This is a genomic window from Rhodoferax sp. BLA1, from assembly GCF_013416775.1.
In the GTDB taxonomy this organism is placed as follows: Bacteria; Pseudomonadota; Gammaproteobacteria; order Burkholderiales; family Burkholderiaceae_C; genus Rhodoferax.
On record NZ_SZVI01000004.1, the window covers coordinates 1 to 14,551 of the forward strand.

Annotated in this window: 12 protein-coding genes; 7 read left to right on the plus strand and 5 right to left on the minus strand. The window is 59.9% G+C overall.

From position 1 onward, the window contains the following. From uxuA to FDG13_RS04985, 5 genes are all read left to right on the plus strand, one after another. A partial coding sequence (gene uxuA / locus FDG13_RS04965) for a mannonate dehydratase (RefSeq protein ID WP_180125712.1) occupies positions 1 to 905 on the plus strand: 905 nt, incomplete at its 5' end. Positions 906 to 1,013: 108 nt separating this feature from the next. Next, entirely contained in the window at positions 1,014 to 1,997 is a 984-nt protein-coding gene (locus FDG13_RS04970) for a TRAP transporter substrate-binding protein (protein ID WP_180125713.1), read from the plus strand. Between the two features lie 64 nt (positions 1,998 to 2,061). Beyond that, positions 2,062 to 2,586, plus strand: a complete 525-nt coding sequence (locus tag FDG13_RS04975) for a TRAP transporter small permease (RefSeq protein WP_180125714.1) — start codon at positions 2,062 to 2,064, stop codon at positions 2,584 to 2,586. Then, complete coding sequence (locus FDG13_RS04980; protein WP_180125715.1) at positions 2,586 to 3,869, plus strand: TRAP transporter large permease; 1,284 nt, start codon at positions 2,586 to 2,588, stop codon at positions 3,867 to 3,869. The genes FDG13_RS04975 and FDG13_RS04980 overlap by 1 nt, the downstream gene beginning before the upstream one ends. Positions 3,870 to 4,227: 358 nt before the next feature. Then, on the plus strand, positions 4,228 to 4,962 hold the full coding sequence (locus FDG13_RS04985; protein ID WP_180125716.1) for a TerC family protein: 735 nt from the start codon (positions 4,228 to 4,230) through the stop codon (positions 4,960 to 4,962). 124 nt (positions 4,963 to 5,086) lie between these two features. Here the strand turns inward: FDG13_RS04985 and FDG13_RS04990 are convergent, their stop codons facing one another. From FDG13_RS04990 to glpD, 5 genes are read right to left on the minus strand one after another with little or no spacing between them, the layout of a single operon-like run. Then, positions 5,087 to 7,516 (minus strand): TIM-barrel domain-containing protein, encoded by a 2,430-nt coding sequence (locus FDG13_RS04990; protein ID WP_180125717.1) that lies wholly within the window; start codon positions 7,514 to 7,516, stop codon positions 5,087 to 5,089. Between the two features lie 13 nt (positions 7,517 to 7,529). After that, complete coding sequence (locus FDG13_RS04995) at positions 7,530 to 8,834, minus strand: TRAP transporter large permease (RefSeq protein ID WP_180125718.1); 1,305 nt, start codon at positions 8,832 to 8,834, stop codon at positions 7,530 to 7,532. Further along, the gene (locus tag FDG13_RS05000) at positions 8,831 to 9,361 is read right to left on the minus strand and encodes a TRAP transporter small permease (RefSeq protein ID WP_180125719.1); all 531 of its coding nucleotides are present in this window, start codon (positions 9,359 to 9,361) and stop codon (positions 8,831 to 8,833) included. Before FDG13_RS05000 ends, FDG13_RS04995 begins: the two co-directional genes overlap by 4 nt. Positions 9,362 to 9,379: 18 nt before the next feature. After that, positions 9,380 to 10,351: a TRAP transporter substrate-binding protein gene (locus FDG13_RS05005; RefSeq protein WP_180125720.1), complete on the minus strand. Its 972-nt coding sequence runs from the start codon at positions 10,349 to 10,351 to the stop codon at positions 9,380 to 9,382. Between the two features lie 57 nt (positions 10,352 to 10,408). Next, on the minus strand, positions 10,409 to 11,959 hold the full coding sequence (gene glpD, locus FDG13_RS05010) for a glycerol-3-phosphate dehydrogenase (RefSeq protein WP_180125721.1): 1,551 nt from the start codon (positions 11,957 to 11,959) through the stop codon (positions 10,409 to 10,411). Between the two features lie 133 nt (positions 11,960 to 12,092). Between glpD and FDG13_RS05015 the strand changes: the two genes are divergently transcribed. Then, complete coding sequence (locus FDG13_RS05015; protein WP_180125722.1) at positions 12,093 to 12,863, plus strand: DeoR/GlpR family DNA-binding transcription regulator; 771 nt, start codon at positions 12,093 to 12,095, stop codon at positions 12,861 to 12,863. 24 nt (positions 12,864 to 12,887) lie between these two features. Then, a complete protein-coding gene (glpK, locus tag FDG13_RS05020) occupies positions 12,888 to 14,381 on the plus strand; it encodes a glycerol kinase GlpK (RefSeq protein ID WP_180125723.1) in 1,494 nt (497 codons plus the stop codon). Positions 14,382 to 14,551 lie beyond the last annotated feature (170 nt).

Here is a 14,551-nt window from a genome sequence, read left to right on the forward strand (position 1 = left end):
TCAAGTTTGAAGTGGTTGAGAGTGTGCCCACCCACGAAGACATCAAACTGGGCAAACCCAGCCGTGACCGCCTGATTGCCAACTTCCAGCAAAACATCCGCAACTGCGCAGCGGTGGGTGTGAAGGTCATTTGTTACAACTTCATGCCGGTGTTTGACTGGACCCGCACCGAGATGGCCAAACAGCTGCCGGACGGCTCCTTCACCCTGGCCTTTGATGCAGACGCGGTGGCCAAGATTGACCCGGAGAAGGGCATCTCCCTGCCGGGCTGGGATGCCAGCTACAAACCTGAACAACTCAAGGCCCTGCTGGCCGACTACAAGGCCGTCGACGAAGAAGCCTTGTGGGCCAACCTGGAATACTTCCTCAAAGCCATCATCCCGGTGGCCGAAGAAGTGGGCATCAAGATGGCCATGCACCCGGACGACCCACCGCGCCCGATCTTTGGCCTGCCACGCATTGTCAAGAACCGTGATGACTTGGCGCGCTTGGTCAAGATTGTGGATTCCTCCTCCAACGGCCTGACCCTGTGCTCAGGCTCCCTGGGTGCGGATCTGTGCAACAACATCCCGTCCTTGGTCAAAGAGTTTGGTGGCCAGGGCCGTATCCACTTTGGTCACCTGCGCAACGTCAAGGTCGAGCCCGATGGCACCTTCTACGAGTCCACCCACAACTCCTGTGATGGCTCGCTGGACATGGCGGCCATTGTCAAGGCCTACCACGATGTGGGCTTTGAGGGTTACTGGCGTCCTGACCATGGGCGCATGATCTGGGGTGAGACCGGCAAGCCCGGTTATGGCTTGTATGACCGCGCACTCGGTGCGGTGTACCTGAACGGCTTGTGGGAAGCGGTGAGTAAATACGCGCCCGAAGCCACCCCGTCCTCGACCAAGCAGCCCAGCTGATCGTCTTGTGAGTTTTTTGAACGAGTTCCCCCTCTATCGGCTTTTAGGAGCCGGTGTTTTTCTCTGTACCTGTTAGTTTTTTCAACCTGGTCAATCAAGGAGATCCTCATGACCTTTCGCAGAAGCCTTCTCGCAGCCGCTGTAGCTGTTGTTGCACTGTCAGCTGGTTTTACCGCCAGTGCGCAAAACGTAGTGTTCAAAGCCTCTGATACACACCCGGCGGGTTATCCCAATGTGGTGGCCGTTGAGAGCATGGGCAAAAAGCTTGATGCCGCCACCAAAGGCCGCATCACGCTGAAAATGTTCCCTGGCGCCGTGTTGGGTGAAGAAAAAGCCGTGGTTGAGCAAGTGCAGATTGGCGCTGTCCAGATCGCCCGCATTTCGCTCGGTGTGATTGGCCCGATCGTGCCCGAAGTTGACGTGTTCAACATGCCCTTCGTGTTCCGTGACATCGCCCACATGCGTGCCGTGATTGATGGCCCCATTGGTGCTGAATTGTTGGAAAAGGTGAGCAACAGCTCTGGCCGCATGATTGGTCTGGCCTGGATGGACGGCGGCGCCCGCAGCCTGTACACCAAGAAAAAAGTGCAAACCCCGGCCGATCTCAAAGGCATGAAGGTTCGCATGATGGGTAACCCGCTGTTTGTGGACACCATGAACGCCATGGGCGGCAATGGCATCTCCATGGGTTATGGCGAGGTGTTCAGTGCCTTGCAAACCGGTGTGATCGACGGCGCTGAAAACAATGCGCCTAGCCTGTTCACCTCCAACCATTACACCGCTGGTACCAAGTACTACGCTCAGACCAACCACTTGATCATCCCTGAAATTTTGGTGATGTCCAAGGTGACTTGGGACAAACTGTCAGACGCTGACAAGGCTCTGGTGAAAAAAGTGTCGCACGAAGCGCAACTCGAACAACGTGTGTTGTGGGACAAGAGCGTGGCTGACTACTCCGCCAAGCTCAAAGCCGCCGGCATTGAGTTCGTTCCAGTGGACCAAAAACTGTTTTATGAAGCCACCGCTCCGGTGCGCGCCAAATACGGTGCCAAGTTCACTGACCTGATGAAACGCATCAGCGACACCAAGTAACTCTCTGGTTGATACAGGCCCGGTGCAGCTGCATCGGGCCTCGTGAATACTGTCAGGCATTGCCATGAAAAACAAAATACTGCACTTTAACGACATCCTCTATCTGACCTGTATCTGGGCTTCAGGTATCTCGGTCTTGATCATGACGTTGATCGTCCCCTGGGGCATTTTTGCCCGTTACGTCCTGGGCACTGGCTCACCCTGGCCCGAACCTGTGGCAGTGATGCTGATGGTCGTGTTTACATTTTTTGGCGCATCGGCTGCGTATCGCGCCCGTGGCCACATTGCGGTCGCCATGGTGACCGAACGTTTGCCTAAGAGCGTTCAGCGTCCGCTGGCCATTTTGATCGAACTCTTGATGCTGATCGTGGCCCTGTTTACCCTGGTGTATGGCACCAAGCTGTGTGTGGAAACCATGGGCCAGGTCATCGGGCAACTGCCTTGGATGCCGGTCGGTGTGACCTATTTGCCAGTGCCGTTGGGCGGTTTGACCACCCTGATTTTTGTGTTGGAACATATGGTTTTTGGTCCGCAGGGCAACCGCGCTGTGGTGACGTTTGACCATGAGAAGAAAGAAGAGGTGGTCTGATGGACGCACTCGTATTGCTCGGTTCATTCATGGTGCTGATCCTGCTGGGGATGCCGGTGGCGTATGCCATGGGCCTGTCGGCACTGATTGGCGGCTGGTACATCGATATCCCGCCGGATGCCATCATGATTGGTATTGCGGGCGGCGTGAACAAGTTCTCGTTGCTGGCGATTCCGTTCTTTGTGCTGGCCGGGGCCATCATGGCCGAAGGAGGCATGGCCAACCGGCTGGTGGCGTTTGCCGGTGTGCTGGTAGGCTTTGTGCGCGGCGGTCTGTCGATTGTGAACATCCTGGCCTCGACCTTCTTTGGTGCGATTTCCGGCTCGTCGATGGCTGACACGGCCTCGATCGGCTCGGTGTTGATTCCTGAGATGGAAAAGAAAGGTTACCCACGTGAATTTGCCACGGCGGTCACCATCAGCGGCTCGGTACAGGCGATTCTGATCCCGCCCAGCCACAACGCGGTGATTTATTCGCTGGCGGCCGGTGGTTCGGTGTCGATTGCGGCGCTGTTCCTGGCCGGTGTGTTGCCCGGTTTGATCCTGGGCTTGACCTTGGCCATCATGTGCCTGTTCATCGCCAAGAAAAAGGACTTTCCCAAGGGCCGTGTGATCCCGATGAAAGAAGCGCTGAAGATTGTGGTGGATGCGCTCTGGGGCCTGATGACCATTTTCATCATCCTGGGGGGCATTTTGTCCGGCGTGTTTACTGCGACCGAGTCGGCCGCTGTGGCCGTGTTGTGGGCGTTTTCGATCACCATGTTTGTCTACCGTGACTACAAGTGGAGCGAGTTGCCCAAGCTGGTGCACCGCACCGTCAAAACCTTGGCGATTGTGATGATCCTGATCGGTTTTGCCGCCGCCTTTGGTTACGTCATGACCTTGATGCAGATCCCGCAGCAGATCACCGACATGTTCACCAGCGTCTCCAACGACAAGTATGTGGTGCTGATGATGATCAACATCTTGCTGTTGTTGCTGGGCACCTTGATGGACATGGCCCCGCTGATTCTGATCATGACCCCGATCCTGTTGCCAATCGTGACCACCCTGGGTGTGGACCCGGTGCACTTTGGCATGATCATGATGTTGAACCTGGCCATGGGCCTGATCACACCGCCCGTGGGTGGGGTGTTGTTTGTGGGGGCTGCGGTGGCCAAGCTGCCGATTGAGACGGTGGTGAAAGCCTTGATTCCGTTTTTCTTCGCGCTGTTTGCGGTGTTGATGGCCGTGACCTATATCCCCGCGATCTCTTTGTGGTTGCCAGGCCTGTTGTTGAATTAAACCCGTTGACAACAGGTTTGCCGGGCGGGGTCTGATAGCTCAGACGCCGCCCACAACCCAAGCCGCAAGCACAGGCCCAGTCCGATTTTTTGGACTGGGCCTGTGCCGTTTTGGGGCCTCAAACAGTTGTTGCGTGTTGGGTGATCTGCGCCTGTTAGAATCATGAAAATTGATAGCTGAACGCCCTTGTTGAATAAGGGCTCGAAGCCATTTTGATAGGTAAACCTTGGTGCATTCATCCGGTGTCTTACAAAACACCGCGCACCACCCCAAGCTGTTCCCAACGCCAAGCCTCCATTCACCTTGCCTGCGCCTGCCATGCGCGCACTGCAGCCTTTTCTGACCCTAGTCTTCGACCATGCCTGACTTCACTTCTTCCCTGTTCTGGATCGCCGTCCTCCAGATCATCATCATCGACATCATGCTGGGCGGCGACAACGCGGTGGTGATCGCCCTGGCCTGCCGCAAATTGCCCCCTGAACAACGCAACAAAGGTATTTTCTGGGGCGTGGTGGGTGCCATTGGCCTGCGTGTGGTGATGATCTTTTTTGCCCTGAAGCTGCTGGCCGTGCCGTATCTGAAGATCGTGGGTGGTCTGCTGTTGCTGTGGATTGGCATCAAGCTGATGTTGCCTGAACACGATGAGGGTCACGACAGCATTGATGGCGGCACCACGCTGATGGCGGCCATCAAAACCATTGTGGTGGCCGACGCGGTGATGAGCCTGGACAACGTGATTGCGGTGGCCGGTGCCTCGCACGGCTCGATGGTGCTGGTCACCTTTGGCATCCTGGTGTCGATCCCGATTGTGGTGTGGGGCAGCAAACTGGTGCTGAGCTTGATGGACCGCTTCCCGGTGGTGATCACGCTGGGTGCGGCGTTGCTGGGCTGGATTGCCGGGGGCATGTTGCTGAGCGACCAGGCCACGCCTGAAGCAATCGCCAAAGGCCTGCCTTACGCACACCACCTGTTCGGCGCTGCGGGTGCGGCACTGGTGGTGGTGGTTGGCAAGTGGCTGGGGCGCCGCCGCGTGCCAGGTCCGGCCATCGACCTCAGTGTGTCGGCGTTGGAGCAGCAGCGCTCAGACAAATAGGGACAAGGTCACTCAAAGAAAAAGCCGCCCCACCGATGTGTTTCGGTGGGGCGGCTTTCTTAAAACTGATAGCTGTCTGCCCTTGATGGATAAGGGCTGATGGCCATTTTTACCTATAACTGTGTCAGGCGGATTGCCCCGCTGTGGGCAGCCGCAGTGTCAGGTGGCGCCAGTCGCCCACCAGGGTCTCGGACAAGACGCGGGCGCCTGTCACACCCACTGGGCGCGGGTCCAGGCGGGGCACCAACAGCTGTAGTTCTGGGCTGGCCGGTGCGGTGGCGCCTTGCCAGCTGATCTGCACACGCAGTGCCTCGCTATTGCCATTCACCAAGAGTGACCACAGGCCGTGCTGGCCCTGCTGGTAACGCTGGCTGTGGCCGTCGTCCTCAAAACATGTGGCCTCGAACGACCCGTTTTCCAGCGGGAACAGCTGAAAACCGCGCACATCATCCGTTTGCCCAAAATGCACCGGTGCCAGGTTCAGCGGGATGGCGCAGCCTGCACGCGCCAGCAGAGGCGGTGTGCTGCTGTCCAGCGGTGCGTCCAGGGTCAGCCATTGGCCACCGTGGTGCCGCTGGCCGCTCCAGAAGTCACACCAGTCGCTGCCAGCGGGCAGCCAGACACGTCGTTGTGTGGCGCCGGGCTCCACCACCGATGCCACCAGCAGATTGGGTCCGAGCAACATGTCGTCGTTTTCGGCCCAGGTCTGCGCGTCCGCCGGAAAGTCGTGGAAGGTCGGGCGGATCATCGGCTCGTAGGCCGAGTGGGAGCGCCACAGCAGGTGGTACAGGTAAGGCGTCAGGCGCACCCGCAAGGCGATCAGCTCACGGATGCGGGCTGTGATCTCGGGGTACATCCAGGGCTCGTTCACCGTGCCGTCATCGTTCCAGGAGTGGATGGAAAAGCGGGGCAGGAAAATGCCGTTCTGCACCCAGCGCAGCAAGAGTTCGGGTCCGGGTGCCGGCCCGGAAAAACCACCAATGTCATGCCCAGTGTTGGACACGCCTGAGAGCGCCAAGCCCAAGCCCATGCGGATGTTGAAACGCAGCGTGTCCCAGCTGGTGTAGTTGTCTCCCGACCAGGTTTGCACATGGCGCTGCATGCCCGGTGCGCCCGAGCGCGAGATCAGCCAGGGCCGCTCATCTGGGGCAAAAGCCCGCTGCGCCTGGTGGGAGGCTTGCATCATCAGCAGTGTTTGCAAGGACCTGGCCTCGACCGCCGGACGTGCTTCACCAAAGCCAAACATGCGGGCCTGGGTGCTCCAGATTTCGTACTCGTTGTTGTCGTTCCAGGTGGCGGCAATGCCGGTCTCCAACAGGCTCTCGGTCACGAGCTCTTTCCACCAGGTGATGGTGGCCGGGTTGGTGAAGTCGAGGTAAGCGCCGGTGTCGTCCCAGAACTGCACGGCAGTGGGTTGGCCATCCGGGTCCTGGATCAGCAGGCCCGCTGCGGCCGCCTCGGCAAAACGCGGGTGGTCGTGCAAGAGCGCGGGTTTGATGTTGGCACACAGGCGAACACCTTTCGCCAGGTAACTGGCGGCAAAATCGGCCGGGTCGGGGAACTTGTCGCGGTTCCAGTGGAAGACGTAACGTTTGCCACCAATCGAGGTGTAACCCGAGGACAGATGGAAGGACTCACAGGCGATGTTGTGTTCCTGGCAGCGCGCCAGAAACTCGCCCATGCGCTCCTGCGCATTGGGTGCATCGGTGTAACTCATGGTCGAGCCCGAGTAGCCCAGCGAATATTTCGGTGCAAACACCGGTCGGCCGGTCAGCCAGGTGTAGCGCTGGGTGATGGCGGCCGGGCCGTCGCCCGCGATGAAGTAGAGGTCCAGGTCACCATGTTCGGCCACAAAGTAGCGGTAGTGGCCATGGTAGTTGTCCATTTCCTTGCCCATGTCGAACACACACTCGGACAAGGTGTCGTAGAACAGGCCAAAACACACACCGCTGCTTGGCTTGTGCGTCAGGTAAAACGGGATGTGTTTGTACAGCGGGTCGGTGCTGCGGGCGTCGTAACCCATCGGGTCCAGGTTGCACATCTGGTAACGCTGACCGGCGCGGTTGGCCAGGCCGGTGCGCTCACCCAGGCCGAAGTACATCTCACCGCGTTCGCGTTGCAGGTAGTGGTAAACACGCTGGTCCCACCAGCCAAAGTTGTAGGCCTGGGTAGGGCGGTCATTGGCCGCAGCTTGCCAGACACCACCGCGTTTGACCTCCCAGCGGCAGAACAGGCCTTTGAGCTGGATGTTCAGGCGCAGGTCGCGGGTGGTGACGGTGAGGGTGTCGGTATCCTGGGTCAGTTCAAAGTCTGGCAGTGCAAAACCCGAGAGGTCAAAACGGTCACGGCCTTCGGCTGCGATGTCGTCCAGACCGGGCGCAATGGCCCAGGTGCGGGGAAAGTGCAGTTTGGCATCGGGCAACACCATCAGACGGACGATGTCGTGTTCGAGCACAAACACATGGGCCAGGGCGCCCTGGGCGCTGCGCAGCACCAGATGGTTGCCACTGCAGGCGGGGTCAAGTGAGAAGAGGGGGGCTTGGTCGAGTCTCATAGGTTTTTTTCAGTTAGCCAACTTTGCCGAGCACCATTTGGGGCAGCCACAAGGACAGCGCCGGAATGTAGGTGACCAGCAGCAAGGCTGCGATCAGGAAGGCGAACATGGGCAAGAGGGGGCGGGTCAGCTGTGACAGCGTGACATTGGCCATACGTGCCGCGACAAACAAGGTGCTACCCACCGGTGGGGTGGCAATGCCAATACACAGGTTGAAGGTGATGATGATGCCGAAATGCACCGGCGAGATGCCGAGCTGCATCGCCACCGGCAAAAAGATCGGGGTAAAGATCAGCAAGCCAGGGGTGATGTCCAGGAATGTGCCCAACAGCAGCAACAACACGTTGAAGAGCGCCAGCAACACAATCGGGTTGTCTGAGAAACTGGTGATGGCTTCACTCAGCACGGTGATCGAGCCGGTGCTGGCCAGCAACCACGACATCGTCATGGACACACCCACCATCAGCATCACCACGGCGGTGCCAACGGCGGCATTGAGCATGGCATCGAACAATTTGCGCCAGGTCAGGCTGCGATACAGCAGGCTGAGCACCAGGGTGTAGAGCGCGGCGGTACCGGCGGCCTCGGTGGCGGTGAAGACACCACCCACGATGCCACCCATGATGATCAGCACCATGGCCAAGGCGGGCAGGGCGCGCCAGAGTGCCAGCAGGGCTTCTTGGCGGGTGTAGTGGTGCACATCGTTGGGCAGGTCGCCGCGCTTGGCCAGAATGTGTATCCAGACCATGATCGACAAGGCCATCAGGATGCCCGGGATGTAACCCGCCACAAACAACACATCCACCGGTGTGCCGCCCGAGATCAGCGAATAAATGATCAGTGCCCCCGAGGGCGGGATCAGCAAGCCGCAAGGCGATGCGGCCACATTGGCGGCGGCGCAGATCGGCATGTTGTAACCGGCCTTGCGTTGTAAGGGCGACATGGTCGAGCCCACACTGGCCGCACTGGCCACGGCTGAGCCAGAGATGGCGCCAAACAGCGCATTGGCCACCACCGAAATTTGCGCCAACGAGCCCGGCAACCAGCCCACCAATACCTTGGCCAGATCAATCAACCGCAGCGCGATACCGCCGGTGTTCATGAGGCCGCCGGCCAGAATGAACAGCGGAATCGCCACCAGCGTGAAGTTGTCCAGACTGGACGCCACGCGTTGGGCCGACACGATCAAGGCGGTATCAATCGACGGTGTCACGGTGAACAGCGCCAGCACCGTGGCGATGCCAATACAAAAACTCACCGGCACCCCAAACAACAAGAGCAGCGTGAACACCACGCCCAGAATCATCAGTGCGTTCATGCGGCCAGCTCCTTGTTCACGTGCTCAATCGCATCGTCCACTTCATTGACCCGTTTGAAACTGGCCGGGTTCAACAAAATGCCGATCTGGTAGAACACGATGCAGGCACCCGCGATCGGAATGCAGCTGTAGACGTAGCCCATCGGCACCTCCAGCGTGGCCGAGAACTGCTCCACCTCAAAAGCACGCAGTACTAGCTTGAGGCCGCCATATAAAAACACCGAAGCTGAAAAGACCAGCACCAGGGCCGCCACCGCGCGCATATGCGTCAGCAAGGCCTGGCCTTGCAGTTTTTCGGCCAACATGTCGTAGGCCATGTGCTCCAGTCGCCCGCAGGCGTAGGCCGTTCCGAGCAGGCTGAGCCAGATCACTGCAAACCGGGACACTTCCTCCGTGAAGATGGACGGGTTGCCCAGCGCATAGCGGCTAACCACCTGCCAGATCACACACAGCGCCAGCACGGTGAAAGAAAGAATCAACCCGGCCTGTAACAGGCGGTCGATCCCGGTTCGCAGCAATCTCAGCATGATGTTTTCCTGGACGGTTTAGCGAGTGGCGGCAATCTGGTCGAGCAAACCTGCCACACGTGCGTTTTTGCGCTCTTCCTCGATCATGGATTTGACCTTGTCCACAAACGGTTGTTTGGCGGGGGTGCTGAACTTCACACCCATTTTTTCTGCGGCAACCGCCTCGGTTTTTTCGGCCTCAGCCCACAGACCACGTTGGTAAACAAAGGACTCGTGGGCGGCTGAGCTCAGCGCATCTTGCAAAGGTTTCTTCAAGCTGTCCCACTTGGCGGTGGAAATCACCAGCACGTCGGGCACCATCTGGTGTTCGGTTTGCGAGAAGAATTTGCTGACTTCGCCGTGGCGACCGGTGGTCAAAGCGGTGACATTGTTCTCTGCACCATCCACCACACCGGCTTGCAAGGCGGAATACACCTCACCCCAGGCCATGGGGGTGGGGGAGGCGCCCAGCGCCTGGATCATCTTGATGGTGGTCGGGCTTTGCTGCACGCGGATCTTCATGCCTTTGAGGTCATCAGGTGTGTTGATGACTTTTTTGGCGTAGAAGCTGCGGGCACCCGAGTCATAAAAGGTCAGGCCGATGAAGCCCCGGCTTTTGGAGGCGTTCAGGATGGTCTCGCCCACCTTGCCGTCGAGCACTTTGAAAAAATGGTCTTTGTTGCGGAACACAAAGGGCAGGTTGAATACCTTGTATTCCGGGGCAAAGGTTTCCAGCGGCGAGGCGCTGGCCTTGGTCATCTCCAGAATGCCGTTTTGCACTTGCTCCAGCGTTTCACGCTCCTGGCCCAGGGTGCCGTTGGGGAAAACCTTGACCTCGAGTTCGCCGTTGGATTTTTGTTTGGCCAACTCGGCAAAACGCACCATGGCCAGATGCACCGGGTGTTTGTCATTGAGACCGTGCGCCAGGCGCAGCGTCTGTGTTTGTGCCCAGGCGCTGGTGGCGCCCATGCCAGCCAGCAACAGTGTTGCCGCAAGTGTTGTCAATTTCATCGCAAGTTCTCCTAGTGTGTATGCGCCCGTGGGCGTGGTTTGGGAAAATGTCGGGGGTCAATCGGGGTGGGATGCAGGCCAGTGTTCCTGGCACCAGGTGGCCACCTGTTGGCGTGCTGTTGCATCCAGATGCAGGCCCAGTTTGCTGCGCCGCCACAGCACATCCTCAGCACAACGCGCCCACTCGTGTTGGTGCAAATAGTGCAGTTCGGCCTCGAACAAGCCTGGCGCGACTTGCTGGCCCAAATCACCGGCTTGCAGAAAGGTCTGCAGCCGTGAACCATAAGCGCGCAGCCAGCGCTGCAACAGCGCAGGGGGCAATTCCGGGTGCGCGCGCACCAATCTCTCCAGCGCCTGTGGCATGGCCTCGGGTGAGCCTGTGGGCAGGTCAAGGCCCTGGTCCAGGTCGGCGCCCGGCAAACTGGCGTGTGCGGTCCAGGCGGCGCGGCCCGCGCCCAGTGCGGCACACAGGCGGTCAGAGGCTTCTTCGGCGAGTTTGCGGAAGGTGGTGATCTTGCCGCCCCACACCGACATCAAGGGTGCGGCCTGGGTGTCGAGTTCGAGTTCGTAGTCCCGTGTGACGGCCGAGGCGTCGGTGCCTTCTGCCGCATCGAGTAGGGGCCTGACGCCGGAGTAACTCCAGACCACATCCTGTTCGCGAACGGGTTTCTGAAAGTAGCGGCTGGCCTGCTCACACAGGTAGCTGATTTCGTCCGGGTCGATACGCACCGCATCCAGGCCACCGTGGTACTCGATGTCGGTGGTGCCAATCAGGGTGAAGTCGCGCTCATAGGGAATCGCGAAGATGATGCGCCGGTCGGCGTTCTGGAAAATGTAGGCGTAGGGGTGGTCAAACATTTTGGGCACCACAATGTGGCTGCCCTTGACATGCCGCAGTGCGCGCACCGCTTTGTGTTGTGCGCTGTCACGCAGAAACTGGCTGGCCCAGGGGCCGGTGGCGTTCACCACCGCGCGGGCCTGAACCGGCTCAATGTGCCCGTCTTGATGGCGCAGGCTCACCTGCCATCCGCTGTCGCCGCTGCGCTGCACCTGAGTCACCTCACAGCGGGTGTTAATGCGAGCGCCGCGCTCTGCCGCATCCATGGCCAGCAGCACCACCAGCCGGGCGTCGTCGACCCAGCCATCGGAGTACTCAAAGCCTTGTTTGAAACGGGGCTGTAGTGGCGCACCAGCCGGGTGTTTTTGCAAATTCAAGCCGCGCGAGCCGGGCAGCAGCTCGCGCCGAGCCAGGTGGTCATACAGGAACAGGCCGATGCGGATCATCCAGGCGGGGCGCATGGCGGGGTCATGCGGCATGACAAAACGCAGCGGCCACATGATGTGGGGGGCACTGCGCAGCAACACCTCACGCTCGGCCAGGGCCTTGCGCACCAGCCCGAACTCATAGTATTCAAGGTAACGCAAACCACCATGGATCAGTTTGGTGGAGGCTGACGAGGTGTGTGCGGCCAGATCATCTTTTTCGGCCAACAGCACCGACAGACCACGACCGGCCAGGTCACGTGCGATGCCCACGCCGTTGATGCCACCCCCAACCACCAGGACGTCGTAGCTGGCGGTGGAAGATTCCCTTGATTGATCGTTCATGGGTTCGGTTGAATTTCGTTTATGTTCTTTATTGGAGTGGATTTGTAAAAAACGAACAATAGGGAAAACCCTAGAGCCTAAAACGAATCAATTCAACGATAGTGTGGGTCATGGTCTCCGCTTTGGATTGTTTATGAACTTCAACCCGAATCCTCGTCAGTTCGCCATGCTCAGCAAGGTGCAGGAGCTTGGTTCGGTCAGTGTCGAGGCGCTGGCCGAGCAGTTTGGGGTCACCCTGCAGACCGTGCGCCGTGACGTCAAGTTGCTGTCGGACGCGGGCTTGTTGTCACGGTTTCATGGCGGTGCCCGTCTGCCCAGTTCCACCACCGAGAACATCGCCTACCGTCAGCGCAAATTGCTCAACGATGTGGCCAAACACCGCATCGCCTGCGCCGTGGCCGACGCGGTGCCGGACGGCTGTTCGCTGATCATCAACATCGGCACCACCACCGAAGCGGTGGCGCGTGAACTGCTGCGCCGCAAGGACCTGCGGGTGATCACCAACAACCTCAATGTGGCCACCATCCTGGCGGCCAACCCGGATTTCGAAGTGATTGTGGCGGGGGGCGTGGTGCGTTCGCGTGACAACGGCATCGTGGGTGAAGCCACGGTGGACTTCATCCGCCAGTTCAAGGTCGACATCGGCCTGATCGGCATCTCGGGTATCGAGGCCGACGGCACCTTGCGTGATTTCGACTACCGGGAGGTGTCGGTGGCGCGGGCCATCGTCGAGCGCGCACGTGAGGTCTGGCTGGCCGCCGACCACAGCAAATTCAACCGCCCCGCCATGGCGGAGGTGGCGCGCATCGACCAGGTGGATGTGCTGTTTACCGACCTGGCTCCGCCATCACCTTTTGACACACTGCTTGACGAAGCCGGTGTGCGTTGTGTCATCACTCCCTGATCTACTTTTTCTTTTCACGTCACCATGACCTACCTTTTGGCCCTGGACCAGGGCACCTCCAGCTCTCGCAGCATCGTTTTTGACCGCGCCGGTCGCGTGGTGGCCTCGGCCCAGCGCGAGTTGCGCCAGATTTACCCCCAGCCTGGCTGGGTGGAGCATGACCCGATGGAGATCTGGGCCAACCAGCTGGCCACCGCCAAAGACGCTTTGTTGCGCGCGGGCATCAGCGCGGCCCAGGTCAAGGCCATCGGCATCACCAACCAGCGCGAAACCACCGTGGTCTGGAACCGGCGCACCGGTGTGCCGTTACACCAGGCCATCGTCTGGCAGGACCGCCGCACCGAGCCCGATTGCCAGCGCTTGCGTGACCAGGGTCAGGCGGCCAACATCCAGGAACGTACCGGGCTGGTGCTGGACGCCTATTTTTCCGGCACCAAGGTGGGCTGGATCCTGGACCATGTGCCTGGTGCACGCGCCGCTGCCGAGTGTGGTGAACTGGCTTTTGGCACCATCGACAGCTGGTTGCTCTGGCAATTGACCGGCGGGCGGGTGCACGCCACCGATGTCAGCAATGCCTCACGCACCATGCTGTTCAACATCCGCACCGGCCAGTGGGACCCGGAGCTGCTGAACCTGCTGCAGGTGCCACCTCAGTTGCTCCCACAGGTGTTCCCGTCGTCCCACGTGTTTGGTGAAACCGATGCCAGCCTGTTTGGGCAGTCGGTCCCGATTGCCGGTATCGCCGGTGACCAACAAAGTGCGCTGTTTGGGCAGGCCTGTTTTCGAAAAGGCCTGGCCAAGAACACCTATGGCACGGGTTGTTTTTTGCTGATGCACACCGAGTCGCAGTTGCAAACCTCGGGCAACGGGCTGCTCACCACCCGTGCCGCGCAGGTGGGCGCTGGCCCGCAATACGCGCTGGAGGGCAGTGTTTTTATCGGTGGGGCGGTGGTGCAGTGGCTGCGTGACGGCCTGCGTGCGATTGACTCCAGCACCGCAGTGCAAGCGTTGGCGCAAAGTGTGCCGGACTCGGGTGGTGTGGTGTTTGTGCCGGCCTTCACCGGCCTGGGTGCGCCGTATTGGGAGCCCGAGGCGCGGGGTGCCATTGTGGGCCTGACACGTGGCACCGGCCTGGGGCATATTGCCCGCGCCGCGCTCGAGAGCATCGCCTTTCAAAGCGCCGCGCTGCTGGGCGCCATGGGCAGGGATGCTGCCGCCGGCCAAAGTGCCCCGATCACCGAATTGCGGGTGGACGGTGGCGCCAGCGTCAACGACCTGCTGATGCAGTTCCAGGCGGACCTGCTCGGTGTGCCGGTGGTCCGGCCCAAGGTGGTTGAGACCACCGCGCTGGGCGCGGCCTATCTGGCGGGCCTGGGCACTGGCGTGTACCAGACGCTGGAAGAGCTGGAATCGTTGTGGCAGGCCGAACGTACCTTTTTGCCCACCATGTCACCCCAGCGCGCTGCTGAGTTGATGGCGCAGTGGGAACACGCGGTGCGCCAAGCCACCCTGGCTTGAGTTGACTCAGGTGGCGCAGTCCATGCGTCAATTCAAAATCAATAGCTTCAAGCCCTTTATGTATAAGGGCTACGGGCCATTTTGAGTGCTATTTCTGCGGGTGCAGCGGTGTTGCTGGTGGTAGTGCTAAAGTCCGAGCTCCCCGTGGCTTGACGGCAGCACGGGCGCCC